Raw genomic sequence first — 13,841 nt, 5'->3', positions numbered from 1 at the left:
CGAAACAGGCGCAACTCAGCGCGTTATCCCAAGCTGACGCTCGCCGCGCTTTCTGGCAGTTCTTCGTCAAAGCAGCGCTGATAGAACTCGGCGACCGTTTGACGCTCCAGCTCATCACATTTGTTCAGGAAGGACAGGCGGAAGGCATAGCCGACATCGCGGAAGATTTCGGCGTTCTGGGCCCAGTTGATCACGGTCCGGGGGCTCATGACGGTGGACAGGTCGCCATTCATGAATGCCGTCCGGGTCAGGTCTGCTACGGTGACCATCTGGCTGACGGTCTTGCGACCCTCTGCCGTGTTGTACAAAGGCGCCTTCGACAGAACGATCATCGTCTCAGCATCGTGGCTCAGGTAGTTCAACGTTGAGACCAGCGACCAGCGGTCCATCTGAGCCTGGTTGATCTGTTGCGTCCCGTGATAGAGGCCGGTCGTGTCACCCAGACCCACGGTGTTCGCGGTGGCGAACAGGCGGAAGTTGGGGTTCGGAGTGATGATCTCGTTCTGGTCCAGCAAGGTCAGTTTGCCGTCATGCTCCAGCACGCGCTGGATCACGAACATCACATCTGCACGGCCTGCATCGTATTCGTCGAACACGATGGCAACCGGATTGCGCAGCGCCCAGGGCAGGATGCCTTCGTGGAATTCAGTCACCTGTTTGCCGTCGCGCAGCTTGATCGCATCCTTGCCGATCAGGTCAATCCGGCTGATATGGCTGTCGAGGTTCACACGCACAGCGGGCCAGTTCAGACGGGCCGCGACCTGTTCGATGTGGGTCGACTTACCCGTGCCGTGATAGCCTTGGATCATTACCCGGCGGTTGTGGGTAAAGCCCGCCAGAATCGCCAATGTGGTCTCCGGATCGAACTTGTAAGTCGGGTCGATGGCAGGCACCCGGTCACTGCGTTCGGCAAAGCCTTTGACCGCCATTTCGGTATCAATGCCGAACACCTCACGGACCGAGATTTCTTCGGTGGGTTTTGCGTTGATATCAATTGATCCGTCAGCCATGCGCGTTGTCCTTATCCTTTGCCCCGTCCGGCGGGTTTGAACCCGTGTGTCGTGCAACATATTGCGGGCAAGGGCAAGGGAAAGCCGCGTGCTAAAAAAGCTGACGGGATGTTTCTTTTAAACTGGCCTTATTTGCGGGCTGGGCGGGATTGCGTTGGAGTGGCATTGGACAAGCGGTTCTGGTTGGGTTCTTCAACAAATCGTCAGTATCAGAAGATCTGATGTCCAAATCGCACGCCGATTGCGGCAACTCGCTACTTGGGCTCGAGTTTGAGTTCCTGCGTAAGGGCAATTTTGAAAGCCCGTTCAATCAGTCATCGTTCAGAATACGCCTCACACCGGGACGGTTCGAGGGTTATATTCTCAAAATGATATATTGCATTTGAATTGGCCAATCGGAAGGGTAATATGCGCAAAGGCCGCGTGTGTAATTGGCCTTATGTAAGGGGTAAAGTTGTTCATGACATCCTGTGTTAAGTCCGGGCGGCCACGATTATCACCTGTTGGCGACCGACGAGGTGCAATGAATGTCCTTTGACGCACTCCTCCACTCGGTGAATGAGACCGGGGGCAGTGGTAACCTCATTGTTCAGGGAACAACGACGCCCGCGATTATCTCAGGGCTGACGGTTTCTTTTGATGGCGGCATTACCTTTGTACCCTACACCTATCTTGGTCAGGGAAGTTATCGCGGGACCAGTGAAACAGCAGACTTTATCCGGGTCGGCGGGCAAATTTACGCTTTCAATGATGTCAATCCGACAGGGTCTCTCAGCACCGGGAATTGGCAGATCACCGAGAGTGACCTCAACCCGGTCAACCCACCTTGTTTTGTCGCCGGAACGCTGATTGAGACGGAAGGTGGGCCACGCCCTGTCGAAAACTTGGTGGCTGGGGATCACGTCTGTGTGTCAGGCGGGCAAACCTTGCCGATCGTCTGGATTGGCAAAAGAACCCTGAGCGCGAAAATGTTGCGCAAAAATCCAAAGTTCAGACCCGTCAGGATTCAGCGCGGCGCTTTGGGTGATGACCTGCCCAGCCAAGACTTATTTGTGTCTCCCCAGCATCGGATTGTGCTGGAAGGCTGGCGGGCCGAGCTTCTCTTTGGTGAGCCCAGAGTTTTTGTTGCTGCAGTACATCTAGTGAACGATGGCTTGATCCGTCAGATGCCGCCTGAGGCACCTGTAACCTATTTCCACATTGCCTGTAGTCGGCATGTGGTCCTGACGTCACACGGTTTGCAAAGCGAAAGCTTGTTTCTGGGCGATCTGGCGTTGAAGTCATTCCAACGCGAAGACGTCAAGGAATTGCGGGCCTTGTTTCCCGAGCTTGGCAATCCCGCTTCGGTGCAGCGACAGCGAACACATTTGCGGTGTCTGAAGCGGCCCGAAGCAGAGGTATTGCGGGATCTGTTGCCCGGGTAAGAGCAGCCTTACTTAAAGTTCCGGCTGTCCTTGATCTGATCCCAGGCCCAAACGACTTCTTGCAGCTGTTCTTCCTGCGACCGGTCACCGCCATTCATATCCGGGTGCAGCACTTTGATCAGCTTTTTGTACGCTTTGCGCACTTCAGCCTTGGACCAGCTGTCTTTGGCTTCCAGAATCTCGATCGCGCGGCGTTCGGTAGGCGGCAGGCGACGGCCTCCGCCACCCGAGGTGCGGCCTTTGTTCTGAGTGCTGTTCGCGCCCAGCACCTGATGGGGGTCCTCGATGCCGAGACGCGCCCAGGCGCGGGCCTCGGGGTCGCCCATCGGCTTGGTCTCGCGTTCCCATACTTTGTCTTTTGACCGCTGCGCGTTCAGCTCGGCCTCGGTGGTGCCGTCGAAGAAGTTCCATTTCTGGTTATATTCTCGCACGTGCTGCTGGCAGAACCAGTAGAAGTCATCCAAAACGTCCGGAGCCTTGGGCGCGCGGAATTTGCCAGGCTCTTCACATCCGGGGTGGTCACAGATTCGCACCGAAGTTTCAGACGCCCCTGACATCCCCCGACGTCCGCGCGGGTTCTTTTTCTTGGCGCTGGAGACGGACATATCGAATCCGAAGGGGTCTGATTTCGTCATACTGTGATCCTTACGAACGCATCTTTTCGACTCGGAGGCAGCAGTTTAGTCTAAGCAGCCGAAAGTAGAAGAGGGGGGCGGCAAAAATTTTGCCGATGAGCGTAAAAATGACTGTGACTGACGAAATCCGAACCCGTCTGCAAGCCGCCTTTGACCCGCGCGAGCTGGAAGTGGTCGATGACAGCGAAAGCCACCGGGGCCATGCAGGATTTCAGGAAGGTGGCGAAAGCCACTTCAACGTCCGTATCCGCGCCAGCGCGTTCGAGGGACAGTCCCGCGTCGCTCGTCATCGCGCGGTGCATAAAGCGCTGGGTGATATTGTGCCGCGTATTCATGCGCTGGCGCTTGATATCGGCGTGTGAACGCAAAAGGGGCAGGTTCTGAAAACCCACCCCCTGCACACATGGCGCAGGTCCTTTATTTGACCTGAACCGACTCAACCATTTTCAGGACACGGCGGCGTGGCATCAGCGGCACCAGCCAGTTCAGTACAAACGACAAAGCGCTTTCGTTAATGGCGATCAGCTCGCCCTTCATCATCGCGTCATAGCCGCATTTTGCGACCGAAGCCGGTGTAGCCGCCTTTTGTTTGGACAGACCGGTGCCTTCCAGATTGGCGGTTTCGATAAATTCGGTGCTGACGACACCGGGGCACAGGGCGGTAGAAGTGATGCCATCTTTGCGCATTTCCTGATCAATCGCCTGACTGAACGAGGTGACAAAGGCTTTGGTCGCGAAATACGTCGCTTGATACGGGCCGGGCTGGAAACTTGCGGTCGACGAAACTTGCAGCATCTTGCCACCGCCGCGTGTGCGCATGTCATTGCCGATCAGATGGCTCAGCGTCACCAGTGCCGAGATGTTCAGGTCGATCATCTCCTGATCCTTAGTCAGAACGCGATCCAGAAACGCCCCCTGACCGCCGAAGCCCGCATTGTTGATCAGGATGTCGATTTCAATTCCTGCGTCTTTCAGCTTTTGGTGCAGCGCTTTGGCTTGGTCGGGGGTGCCAACGTCCTGAGCGATCACTGTGACTTTGACGTTATGGGCCGCTTCCAGTTCCAATTTCAGTGCTTCAAGCGGCTCTTGGCGGCGGGCAACGACAACCATATCGCCGCCTTTTTGCGCGTGGTAGCGGGCAAATTCAGCGCCTATGCCGGACGAGGCGCCAGTGATCAGTGCGGTGTTTGACATGAGGGTCTCCATCGGGGGGGGTCAACAAGTGTTGACGCTGAAATAGGTCAAGCGAACATTGATGTCAACAAGTGTTGACGATTATTTTATTGCACCCTAATTAGGCATTATGACCAAGCCTACCTCGACCAAAGAAAACCTGCTGAATGCAGCGCGTGAACTGTTCTGGACGCGCGGATATTCCAATGTGTCCGTCCGCGATATCACCAAAGAAGCGGGCGTGGATGCGGCGCTTGTTTCGCGATATTTCGGAGGAAAAAGGGGGCTGTTTGACGCGACGCTGGCCGAAATTCCGCCTTGGACCGCATTGACTGCGGAGAGTGATGAGGTCCTGCGCGCAGCTACTGACAGCTTTGCACAACCGTACGATCCAAAAACGGATCAGGCGAATCCGTTCACGATGCTTTTGGCCAATATCATCGACCCGGAAGTCGGCGATGACATCCGGGCCATGGTTCAGAATGGAATGGCGACCCCGTTGGCCGACAAGCTGGATGGCGAATTGCAAGCCGAGCGTGCCGCGCTTTTACTGGCCGTTCTGTTTGGTGCGGCGATGATGCGCAAGAATTTCCAGCTAAAGGGAATCGCGGAAAAAACGCCGGATGAAATTGCGGCACAGATTATGCATCTGGGTCAGGCAGCACTGCGGTTTAAGGGGTAAACTGCGGCTTAGGATTTATCTTTCGCTTCGGTATCTGCCGCCGGTTCAACTTCTGGAGCTACCGTTTCCAGTTTCAACGGGGGGTCTGCGGCCTCTTCCGAAATGGGGGCCGGGGCCGCGACAGTTTTTGGCCCCGGAACGGGCTGTGCCAGTGGCACGCCTTCGGGTGTTTCGGTCGGCGTAGGCGTTGCGGCAACCGCCGGTTCAATCATTCGTCGGAACACCAGTACATTGCGCCAGTTAACAGTCGAGCTCGTCAGACCGGCGCGTTCTTCACTGGGCAGCAACTCGGCGCGCTGATATTCCCAGCCGTCTTGCCCCATCCGGTTCAGCAGGTGCTCGATCGAGACCGCAAACCGATCCTCGGCGCTTTTCGCACCCTTGGCTTTCACACCTTTTTGCGGGGCGGGGACAACTTTGTATTCGTAGCGCTGCATCGGATATTCCTGACTTTCGGTTCCCGGCAATCTAGCATGTTGCTGACTTTGAGAAAGTCTTCATCGTGTGCGAGAAGACGGAAAAGAAAACGGCGGGGTTTTGTGCAAACCCCGCCGTTCAGAATTGAAACGCTGCCGGGATTAGGAGCCCAGCTTCTTTGCGACCAGCTCGTTCACTGCCTTCGGATTTGCCTTGCCGCCGGTCGCCTTCATGACCTGACCGACGAACCAACCCGCCAGTTTCGGGTTCACTTTGGCTTTTTCGACCTGCGCAGGGTTGGCTGCGATGATCTCGTCCAGAGCGGATTCGATAGCGCCGGTGTCAGTCACCTGCTTCATGCCGCGCTCTTCGACGATCTGAGCCGGGTCACCACCTTCGGTATAGACGATCTCGAACAGGTCCTTGGCGATCTTGCCCGAGATGGCGTCCGAGGCGATCAGGTCGATGATCCCACCCAGCTGCGCAGGCGAAACTGGCGAGTCGGTGATGTCGTGGTCTTCTTTCTTCAACCGGCCAAACAGCTCGTTGATCACCCAGTTTGCAGCCAGTTTTCCGTTGCGGCCTTTGGCGACGTCTTCGAAATAGGTGGCGCTTTCAACCTCGGCGGTCAGCACCGACGCGTCATAGTCGGTCAGGCCAAATTCGCTGATGAACCGCGCCTTCTTGTCGTCAGGCAGTTCGGGCAACTTGGCGGCGATGTCGTCGACCCACGCTTGCTCGATTTCCAAAGGCAGCAGGTCAGGGTCGGGGAAGTAGCGGTAATCATGCGCCTCTTCCTTGGACCGCATCGACCGCGTCTCGCCTTTGTCCGGGTCGTACAGGCGGGTTTCCTGATCAACCTTGCCACCAGCTTCGACGATGGCGATCTGGCGACGGGCCTCGACCTCAATCGCTTGCTGGATGAAGCGCATCGAGTTCATGTTCTTGATCTCGCACCGCGTGCCCAGATGCGAGAAATCCTGCGTTTCCTGATACTTCTCATAGGCACCCGGCAAACAGATCGAGACGTTCACATCCGCCCGCAGGTTGCCATTCTGCATGTTGCCATCACAGGTGCCCAGATAACGCATGATCTGGCGCAGTTTGGCGATATAAGCAGCGGCCTCTTCGGGGCCACGGATATCGGGGCGGCTGACGATCTCCATCAGGCAAACGCCGGTCCGGTTCAGGTCGACGAAGGACATATGCGGGTCCATGTCGTGGATCGATTTACCGGCGTCCTGTTCCATGTGGATGCGTTCGATACGGACCATACGTGCGGTGCCGTCACCCATCTCAACCAGCACTTCACCTTCGCCCACGATGGGGTGGTACAGCTGGGAAATCTGATAGCCCTGCGGCAGGTCGGGGTAGAAATAGTTCTTGCGGTCAAAGGCGGACTTCAGGTTGATATCCGCCTTCAGGCCCAGCCCGGTGCGCACGGCCTGTTCCACGCAATACTCGTTGATCACCGGCAGCATTCCCGGCATCGCCGCGTCCACGAAGGCCACGTTCGAGTTCGGTTCGGCCCCGAATTGGGTCGATGCGCCGGAAAACAGCTTGGCATTGGATGAGACCTGAGCGTGCACCTCCATCCCGATCACCAGTTCCCAATCGTGCTTGGCCCCGGCAATGGTTTTAACTTTGGGCATTTCGTATGTCAGGTCGAGCATGGCGCGCCTCTATTTCCGCAGAAGTCTAAGCCTGCGTATTAGGCGCGCCGCGCCCAAGGGGCAAGGGGGAATCAGTGCTCGGACAGGCGCAGGCCCGCAGGCGTAAAGGTCACGTCCGTGCCGCTGCGCAATTCCTCACGGAACAGATCGCCGATTGCACGCAACGCATCGCGGTGTCCACGGGCAGCGAAGCGCTCAGGCGAGTTGATGCGGACCGAGTTGTTGAACCCGCTGGCGGCATGCGCCCAGATCAGAGGATGCAGTTCAGTCATATGATCGCGGATCAGCCAATTTGCAGCCTCCTGGATTTGCGTGCGCACCAGATCGGCTTCTTCGTTCAGGCCCATCCTGCTTTGAATGGTGATCGCGCAATAGGCCGCCAGCATGTTGACGGTTTGCTGATCCGGGCGGCGTTTCAGAATGTCGTGCAGACCTTCCAGGAAATACTCGACATCCAGCCGCGCGCAGGCCTCATCATCCAGCGCAATCGCATCGAACTGAACCCAGGTGTAACCGCCGGCACCCCAGATTTCATGCGTCCGGGCTGCGTTGCGCAGGGCCTGAACCTCAAGCTCTTCATAGCTGCCGAACCACTGCGGCAGCAGATGCGTACCCATGGCGCGCATATGGCGCTGATTGTGCGGGTCCAGCGTGATCAGCCGCTCATATTCGTCGGCTACGCGAAGGTTGATCTTGCGCTGACCGGCCAGCAGAGCGCAGCTCGCCGCTGCGACAATCGGGCTGTCCGGCGCGCTTTCGCGGCAGGATGGCAAAAGTGCCGCGGCACGGTCGAAGTGCGCCGCACAGCGCGACCGATGAAGCGGAGGCAGCGTCGCGTCGTTGGCAGTTCCACGCCATGCCCAGGCAAGGTCGATATGAGCCAGCGCGACTATAAGGGTGATCATGGGGTCGTCGGAATGCTCGCGCATTTCGTCTTCCAGTTCGGAAATTCCACCCAGCAGGTCATACTCGGACAGAGCGGTGGTGTCGGACAAAGCATGTTCGACGGCCAGAACAACATCGGACCGCGCGCCAAAGGCCAGCAAATCCGCAACGGGTGTGCCGTCGGGCGATTTATCACGCGCCTCGTCAGCGTCGCGCATCCGTTTCGACAATTCGGCCCAACGGTCCTGACGGGCCAGATCACGCCCCTGTTCAATGATTTCCCGACCAACCAGATCTTCGGCACGCAGCTCGGCCAGCGGGATATTCAGCTGCCCCTGATCCGCAAGCGAGGCAGCCGCGCTGTCATGCGCGCTCAATTCTGATGCAAGCTGGGCGGGATAAGAAGGAGTTTGGGCCTGATGCGCCCTAAAAAACCGAAACATGACAGCACTCGAAACAGTAAAACACAGGTAAGCAGACCACGTCAGACTGAGCCAAATTCGCTTCAAATTCAAGTTATACACCCTTTATTGAGGTGTTTTCGGCGTCAATGTGGCCCTTTGGGTGAAATCGTTTCAGAAAATGGTAAAATGATGCCGTTCGACACGCAGGCCTGCGCCTTCCAATACCGCTTCGAATTCCCGGTGGGGCGGAGTCGATTCATCCGGCAGGCGAATCCGCTTTTTGGTGGTCAGAACCAGCGAAACACGCACCGAGAAATCCCAACGCGTGTCGAGCCGCACGTGGTCGATATCGGTCAGCGCGACCTCGGCCTCACGCGTGCCGGTGAACCAGCGCAAACAGTGTTGATCCAGAACCAGCCCGGCCCGGGTATTCTGTGCGATGTCCCAGACCGCGGGCAGGGTAGCAAGCGCAAGAATTCCGATCAGCCACCACGCAGCATCGAACAGAATTACCAGCGCCAAAAGGGCCGCATAGACGCCGATCAGGATAACAACAGTGCGTGGCGACCGATTGTGTCGCGTATAGGTGAACGGCGTCATGCGCCGAGGATCCGAGACACCATTTCGGTAGTGTCGCGCGACAGGTTCGGCGTGTCGGCGATCCGGGTCAGCTGTGCGCGCATCAGGTCCTGACGATCCGCGTCGTACCGTTTCCATGTCTGAAATGCCGAACACATCCGCGCCGTGGTCTGCGGGTTGACCGGATCAAGCCGGATCAGCCAGTCGGCAAGCAGGGTGTAACCGGCCCCGTCTGCGCGGTGGAATCCAGCGTGGTTCATCGCCAGAGCGCCCATGACCGCCCGGAACCGGTTCGGGTTCTTCCAGTTGAAATCCGTATGTTCTGTCAGGGCGCGGGTTACATCTGCCGTGGTCGCGGGTGAGGCGGTCGACACTTGCAGGGCAAACCATTTGTCCATCACCAAACGGTCATGCTGCCATTGGTCAAAGAACGCCGAAAGCTCTTGCTGCCCCTTGCCGGAACGAAGCAGACAGGACAGGGCCGTAAGCTGGCGGGTCATGTTGTCGGCCGCCGAGTATTCCTCGACCGCCTTGTCACCGCCATCCAGACGCGAGGTCAGGTAGAGCACCGCGCCTCCCAGTGCGCGTTTTCCAGCCTGATCGGCGTCGGGACTGAAGGGCGCGTCGATCTGGGTTTCTCCCAACAGCCGTGGCAACAGGTCCTGAACATGCTGCGCGGTTGCTTGTCGCAGCGTTTCCACGGCCTGCCAGATCGCCATCGGGTCAGGTGTTGTGCCAGCGTCAAACAGGGCTGCTGCCAGTTCGGATTGGGTTGGCAGGCCCAGCATCAACGAACGATAGGCCGGGTCCAGATCGCCGTCGCGCAATACAGCGAGGATACCATCCAGATAGTCGGCCCCGGGGGCGGCATCGTCGCGGATCATGCGCAGCAACGTATCCTCGGCCAGCGACCGCCCGGCCTGCCAGCGATTGAACGGATCGGTATCATGGGCCAGCAGGAAGGCCCGGTCGGTATCCGTTTGATCGTGTTCCAGAATGACCGGAGCGGAGAAATCGCGCAGGATCGAGGCCACAGGTTTCGCGGCCAGACCGTCGAATTGAAAGCTTCGCTCGGCCTCGGTCAGCTCCAGCACTTCGGTGGCGCGCACTTCATCCCCATTTTGTCCCAACAACCCCACGGCGACCGGGATCACCTGCGGCAGTTTCTCGGGCTGACCGGGGGTTGGTTCGGTGCGCTGGCTGAGCGTCAGGGTATAGGTGCCGTCTGCCCAGTCTTCGGCGACCGTGACACGGGGTGTGCCAGACTGGCTGTACCAGCGCTTGAATTGGGTCAGATCGCGGCCGGTCGTATCCTCGAACACCTTGATCCAGTCTTCGATGGTGCAGGCTTGGCCGTCGTGGCGTTCGAAATAGAGGTCCAGCGCCTTGGAGTAGGCGTCATCCCCAACCAACCGCTTGAGCATCCCGATCACCTCAGCGCCTTTTTCATAGACGGTTGCGGTGTAGAAGTTGTTGATTTCCTGAAAACTCTCGGGCCGAACCGGATGTGACAGCGGCCCGTTATCTTCGGGGAACTGGCGCGCGCGCAGATCGATGGCGTCGTGGATGCGTTTCACCGGGGCCGAGCGCATGTCGGACGTGAACTGCGCGTCACGGAAGACGGTCAGCCCTTCTTTAAGGCAAAGCTGGAACCAATCTCGGCAGGTGATCCGGTTGCCGGTCCAGTTGTGGAAATACTCATGTGCGATGATCGCCTCGATCCGCTCAAAGTTCATATCGGTTGAGGTTTCAGGGCTGGCTAGAACAGCCGAAGAGTTGAAGATATTCAGCCCCTTGTTCTCCATCGCGCCCATGTTGAAATCGTCAACGGCGACGATGTTGAACACGTCCAGATCGTATTCGCGACCATAGACATCCTCATCCCATTTCATCGACTTTTTCAGGGCCTCCATGCCAAAGGCGCATTTGCCCTCGTCACCGGGGCGGACCCAGAGGTTCAGGTCTACCTCGCGCCCGGACATGGTGGTGAAATTGTCGGAATGAGCGATCAGGTCCCCGGCAACCAGTGCAAACAGATAGGCAGGTTTTGGCCATGGATCGGTCCACTCGGCCCAGCCGTCGCCCTTACCCGAGGGGTTGCCGTTGGACAGCAGCACAGGAAGGTCTCCGTTGATGCGCACGGTGAAGGTGGACATCACGTCTGGACGGTCGGGGTAGTAGGTGATCTTGCGGAACCCTTCGGCCTCGCACTGGGTGCAGTACATGCCGTTCGACATATAAAGCCCCTCAAGCGCGGTGTTGTTGCCGGGGTCGATCTCGACAACAGCCTCCCAGATAAAGGGCGCGTTAGGCACCTCGGCGGTCAGGCCCTTGTCCGTGACCTCGGGCGTGATCTCGACCCCGTCGATGGCGGCGCGGATCAAGGTTAGGTCCTCGCCATGTAGAAAGAACGTGCGATCCGTGGCCTCAGGATTCGGGCGGAACGCGATGCGCGAAGTGACGCGGGTTGCGTGGTCCGCCAGATCAAAGGTCAGATGCACGCTGTCCACCAGATAACCGAAGGGCGTGTAATCTTTCAGATAGATCGTAGTGGGGGCAGCGTCGCGCATCGGGGGGCCTCGTGTCGGTAGATGTTTGGCGCGACGTTATGGGTTGCGGCGCAGGCCTGCAAGCAGGCTGGCAGCGCCGTTTCGGGGATGAGCGCCGATGCGGCATGAGGTTTGACCGGATAAATGTTCCCAGAAGAGTTGCCTATCGGAAACATCCACCCTAATTGAGGACTGCATACAGTGGCGTACAAAAGCGGGAGATGTCGAATATGAGCAGCAGAGAAACCCGGAGCGGTTTGCAGATTGCCGTCGAACTGGCGGATTTCATCGAGAACCGGGCGCTGCCGGGAACCGGCGTTTCATCCGAGACCTTCTGGTCTGGCCTGTCCCGCATGGTCGAAGAGCTGGGACCAAAGAACAAGGCGCTGCTGGTCAAACGCACCGAGATTCAAGGCCGTGTCGACGGCTGGCATCTGGCCAACAAGGGCCAGGACCATGACGCCGCTGCCTATCAGGCGTTCCTGCGTGAGATCGGGTATCTGGTCGAAGAGGGCGAGGCGTTCCAGATCGAAACCGGAAATGTCGACCCCGAGATCGCTCTGACGCCCGGACCGCAGCTGGTGGTGCCGATCACCAACGCCCGCTTTGCTCTGAACGCGGCCAACGCGCGTTGGGGCAGCCTGTATGATGCGCTCTATGGCACCGATGCCATGGGCGATCTGCCTCCGGCAGGCGGATACAACACCGAACGTGGCGCGCACGTAATCGCATGGGCCAAAGCGTTTCTGGACGAGACCGCTCAGATGGCCGAAGGCTCGTGGGCAGACATCACCGGCCTGAGCGTTGAGGGCGGCGCGCTGGTTCCGGCTTTGGCCGATCCTTCTATTTTCGTGGGCTTTGGCGGTTCTGCCGAAAAGCCGGACTTTGTTCTGCTGAAGAACAACGGCCTGCACGTGCAGATCCTGATCGACCCGAGCAGCACCATCGGTTCCTCCGATCCAGCAGGCATCTCGGATGTTCGTCTGGAATCGGCGCTGTCCACGATCATGGATTGTGAGGATTCGGTCGCCTGTGTGGACGCTGCCGACAAGGTTGTAGCCTATGGCAACTGGCTGGGCCTGATGAAGGGCGACCTGACCGAAGAAGTCACCAAGAGCGGCAAGACATTTACCCGCAAACTGGCAGGGGATGTGGCATACACTACCGCTGGCGGTGAGCAGACGACGCTGAAAGGCCGCTCGCTGATGTTGGTGCGCAATGTGGGTCACCTGATGACCAACCCCGCTGTTCTTGACGGTGAGGGCAATGAGATTGGTGAGGGGCTGATGGATGCGCTCTGCACCACGCTGATCGCCATGCATGATCTTAAGCGCGAGGGCGGCAACTCGGTCGAAGGGTCGGTCTATGTGGTGAAGCCCAAGATGCACGGGCCGGAAGAGGTGGCCTTCTCGGTCGAGATTTTCGACATGGTCGAAGACATTCTGGGCCTGTCGCGCAACACCGTGAAGCTGGGCATCATGGATGAGGAGCGCCGCACCTCGGTGAACCTCAAGGAATGTATCCGCGCGGCAAAATCGCGTGTGGCCTTTATAAATACCGGGTTCCTGGACCGGACGGGGGATGAGATTCATACCTCGATGGAAGCGGGCCCGATGCTGCCCAAGGGCGATATCAAGAACACGCCTTGGATTGCATCCTATGAGGATCGTAACGTTGATATCGGGCTGGCTTGCGGCCTGAAAGGCAAGGCGCAGATCGGTAAAGGCATGTGGGCGATGCCCGATCGGATGGGTGATATGTTGGAGGCCAAGATCGGCCACCCGCAATCGGGTGCTACCTGCGCCTGGGTGCCGTCGCCGACCGCTGCAACTCTGCACGCCACGCATTACCACAAGGTCAATGTACTGGACCGTCAGGACGAGATTGCCGCTGGTGGTGCACGCGGAACGCTTGAGGACCTGCTGACCGTCCCGCTGCTGGGTGGCCGCAACCTTAGTGATGACGAGATTACCCGTGAGATCGAAAACAACGCCCAGGGCATTCTGGGCTATGTGGTCCGCTGGGTCGATCAGGGTGTGGGCTGCTCGAAAGTGCCGGATATCAACGATATCGGTTTGATGGAGGACCGCGCGACCTGCCGGATTTCCTCGCAGGCATTGGCTAACTGGTTGCACCATGATGTGGTGAGCGAGGAACAGGTGATGGCCGCGATGCAGAAGATGGCCGCCGTGGTCGATCGTCAGAACGCGGATGATGCAAGTTACATTCCGATGGCACCGGGCTTTGACGGTGTGGCGTTCCAAGCGGCTTGCGATCTGGTCTTCAAGGGCCGCATCCAGCCCTCGGGTTATACCGAGCCGGTTCTGCACGCGCGACGCTTGGAATTCAAAGCCAGCTAGGGTCTGGCGGACAGGGCGGGAACGAGGGGGCTGTCTGCCCCCGCGCTCCC

At 58.4% G+C, this 13,841-nt stretch carries 12 protein-coding genes; 4 read left to right on the top strand and 8 right to left on the bottom strand.

The genetic code is table 11. The annotated features are described in order from the left end of the window. Window positions 1-23 precede the first annotated feature (23 nt). A complete protein-coding gene (gene cobS, locus ACOQOY_RS05610) occupies window positions 24-1,010 on the bottom strand; it encodes a cobaltochelatase subunit CobS (RefSeq protein ID WP_420584488.1) in 987 nt (328 codons plus the stop codon). Window positions 1,011-1,537: 527 nt separating this feature from the next. Between cobS and ACOQOY_RS05605 the strand changes: the two genes are divergently transcribed. Continuing rightward, window positions 1,538-2,434: a Hint domain-containing protein gene (locus tag ACOQOY_RS05605; protein ID WP_420584487.1), complete on the top strand. Its 897-nt coding sequence runs from the start codon at window positions 1,538-1,540 to the stop codon at window positions 2,432-2,434. An 8-nt stretch (window positions 2,435-2,442) separates the two neighbouring features. Here ACOQOY_RS05605 and ACOQOY_RS05600 read toward each other — a convergent pair whose 3' ends face one another. Continuing rightward, the gene (locus ACOQOY_RS05600; protein WP_420584486.1) at window positions 2,443-3,069 is read right to left on the bottom strand and encodes a J domain-containing protein; all 627 of its coding nucleotides are present in this window, start codon (window positions 3,067-3,069) and stop codon (window positions 2,443-2,445) included. Window positions 3,070-3,176: 107 nt separating this feature from the next. Between ACOQOY_RS05600 and ACOQOY_RS05595 the strand changes: the two genes are divergently transcribed. Next, window positions 3,177-3,431 (top strand): BolA family protein, encoded by a 255-nt coding sequence (locus ACOQOY_RS05595; RefSeq protein WP_420584485.1) that lies wholly within the window; start codon window positions 3,177-3,179, stop codon window positions 3,429-3,431. Window positions 3,432-3,486: 55 nt separating this feature from the next. Here ACOQOY_RS05595 and ACOQOY_RS05590 read toward each other — a convergent pair whose 3' ends face one another. Continuing rightward, window positions 3,487-4,263: an SDR family NAD(P)-dependent oxidoreductase gene (locus ACOQOY_RS05590; protein WP_420584484.1), complete on the bottom strand. Its 777-nt coding sequence runs from the start codon at window positions 4,261-4,263 to the stop codon at window positions 3,487-3,489. A gap of 109 nt (window positions 4,264-4,372) precedes the next feature. Here ACOQOY_RS05590 and ACOQOY_RS05585 point away from each other — a divergent pair, with 109 nt between their 5' ends. Continuing rightward, entirely contained in the window at window positions 4,373-4,924 is a 552-nt protein-coding gene (locus ACOQOY_RS05585; RefSeq protein ID WP_420584483.1) for a TetR/AcrR family transcriptional regulator, read from the top strand. An 8-nt stretch (window positions 4,925-4,932) separates the two neighbouring features. Here the strand turns inward: ACOQOY_RS05585 and ACOQOY_RS05580 are convergent, their stop codons facing one another. From ACOQOY_RS05580 to pepN, 5 genes are all read right to left on the bottom strand, one after another. Continuing rightward, the gene (locus tag ACOQOY_RS05580) at window positions 4,933-5,361 is read right to left on the bottom strand and encodes a DUF4177 domain-containing protein (protein ID WP_420584482.1); all 429 of its coding nucleotides are present in this window, start codon (window positions 5,359-5,361) and stop codon (window positions 4,933-4,935) included. Between the two features lie 141 nt (window positions 5,362-5,502). Then, the gene (gatB, locus tag ACOQOY_RS05575) at window positions 5,503-7,014 is read right to left on the bottom strand and encodes an Asp-tRNA(Asn)/Glu-tRNA(Gln) amidotransferase subunit GatB (protein ID WP_420584481.1); all 1,512 of its coding nucleotides are present in this window, start codon (window positions 7,012-7,014) and stop codon (window positions 5,503-5,505) included. 71 nt (window positions 7,015-7,085) lie between these two features. Next, window positions 7,086-8,342: a hypothetical protein gene (locus tag ACOQOY_RS05570; protein WP_420584480.1), complete on the bottom strand. Its 1,257-nt coding sequence runs from the start codon at window positions 8,340-8,342 to the stop codon at window positions 7,086-7,088. A gap of 132 nt (window positions 8,343-8,474) precedes the next feature. Further along, window positions 8,475-8,903: a hypothetical protein gene (locus ACOQOY_RS05565; RefSeq protein WP_420584479.1), complete on the bottom strand. Its 429-nt coding sequence runs from the start codon at window positions 8,901-8,903 to the stop codon at window positions 8,475-8,477. Further along, window positions 8,900-11,452, bottom strand: a complete 2,553-nt coding sequence (gene pepN, locus ACOQOY_RS05560) for an aminopeptidase N (RefSeq protein ID WP_420584478.1) — start codon at window positions 11,450-11,452, stop codon at window positions 8,900-8,902. The genes ACOQOY_RS05565 and pepN overlap by 4 nt, the downstream gene beginning before the upstream one ends. A gap of 209 nt (window positions 11,453-11,661) precedes the next feature. Between pepN and ACOQOY_RS05555 the strand changes: the two genes are divergently transcribed. Next, window positions 11,662-13,791: a malate synthase G gene (locus tag ACOQOY_RS05555; protein ID WP_420584477.1), complete on the top strand. Its 2,130-nt coding sequence runs from the start codon at window positions 11,662-11,664 to the stop codon at window positions 13,789-13,791. The last annotated feature ends 50 nt before the right edge of the window (window positions 13,792-13,841 follow it).

Origin of the sequence: Ruegeria sp. (assembly GCF_965221235.1) — a bacterium.
GTDB lineage: Bacteria > Pseudomonadota > Alphaproteobacteria > Rhodobacterales > Rhodobacteraceae > Ruegeria.
The sequence above is the reverse complement of the archived record's forward strand: the minus strand, read 5'-3'. Positions and strand labels throughout refer to the sequence as shown.

What these genes read in the sequence shown, in the direction of transcription:
- pepN (WP_420584478.1), bottom strand. Translation starts at nt 11,452, where the DNA reads ATGCGCGACGCTGCCCCCACTACGATCTATCTGAAAGATTACACGCCC.
- ACOQOY_RS05605 (WP_420584487.1), top strand. Translation starts at nt 1,538, where the DNA reads ATGTCCTTTGACGCACTCCTCCACTCGGTGAATGAGACCGGGGGCAGT.
- ACOQOY_RS05565 (WP_420584479.1), bottom strand. Translation starts at nt 8,903, where the DNA reads ATGACGCCGTTCACCTATACGCGACACAATCGGTCGCCACGCACTGTT.
- ACOQOY_RS05585 (WP_420584483.1), top strand. Translation starts at nt 4,373, where the DNA reads ATGACCAAGCCTACCTCGACCAAAGAAAACCTGCTGAATGCAGCGCGT.
- ACOQOY_RS05600 (WP_420584486.1), bottom strand. Translation starts at nt 3,069, where the DNA reads ATGACGAAATCAGACCCCTTCGGATTCGATATGTCCGTCTCCAGCGCC.
- ACOQOY_RS05590 (WP_420584484.1), bottom strand. Translation starts at nt 4,263, where the DNA reads ATGTCAAACACCGCACTGATCACTGGCGCCTCGTCCGGCATAGGCGCT.
- ACOQOY_RS05595 (WP_420584485.1), top strand. Translation starts at nt 3,177, where the DNA reads ATGACTGTGACTGACGAAATCCGAACCCGTCTGCAAGCCGCCTTTGAC.
- cobS (WP_420584488.1), bottom strand. Translation starts at nt 1,010, where the DNA reads ATGGCTGACGGATCAATTGATATCAACGCAAAACCCACCGAAGAAATC.
- gatB (WP_420584481.1), bottom strand. Translation starts at nt 7,014, where the DNA reads ATGCTCGACCTGACATACGAAATGCCCAAAGTTAAAACCATTGCCGGG.
- ACOQOY_RS05570 (WP_420584480.1), bottom strand. Translation starts at nt 8,342, where the DNA reads ATGTTTCGGTTTTTTAGGGCGCATCAGGCCCAAACTCCTTCTTATCCC.
- ACOQOY_RS05555 (WP_420584477.1), top strand. Translation starts at nt 11,662, where the DNA reads ATGAGCAGCAGAGAAACCCGGAGCGGTTTGCAGATTGCCGTCGAACTG.
- ACOQOY_RS05580 (WP_420584482.1), bottom strand. Translation starts at nt 5,361, where the DNA reads ATGCAGCGCTACGAATACAAAGTTGTCCCCGCCCCGCAAAAAGGTGTG.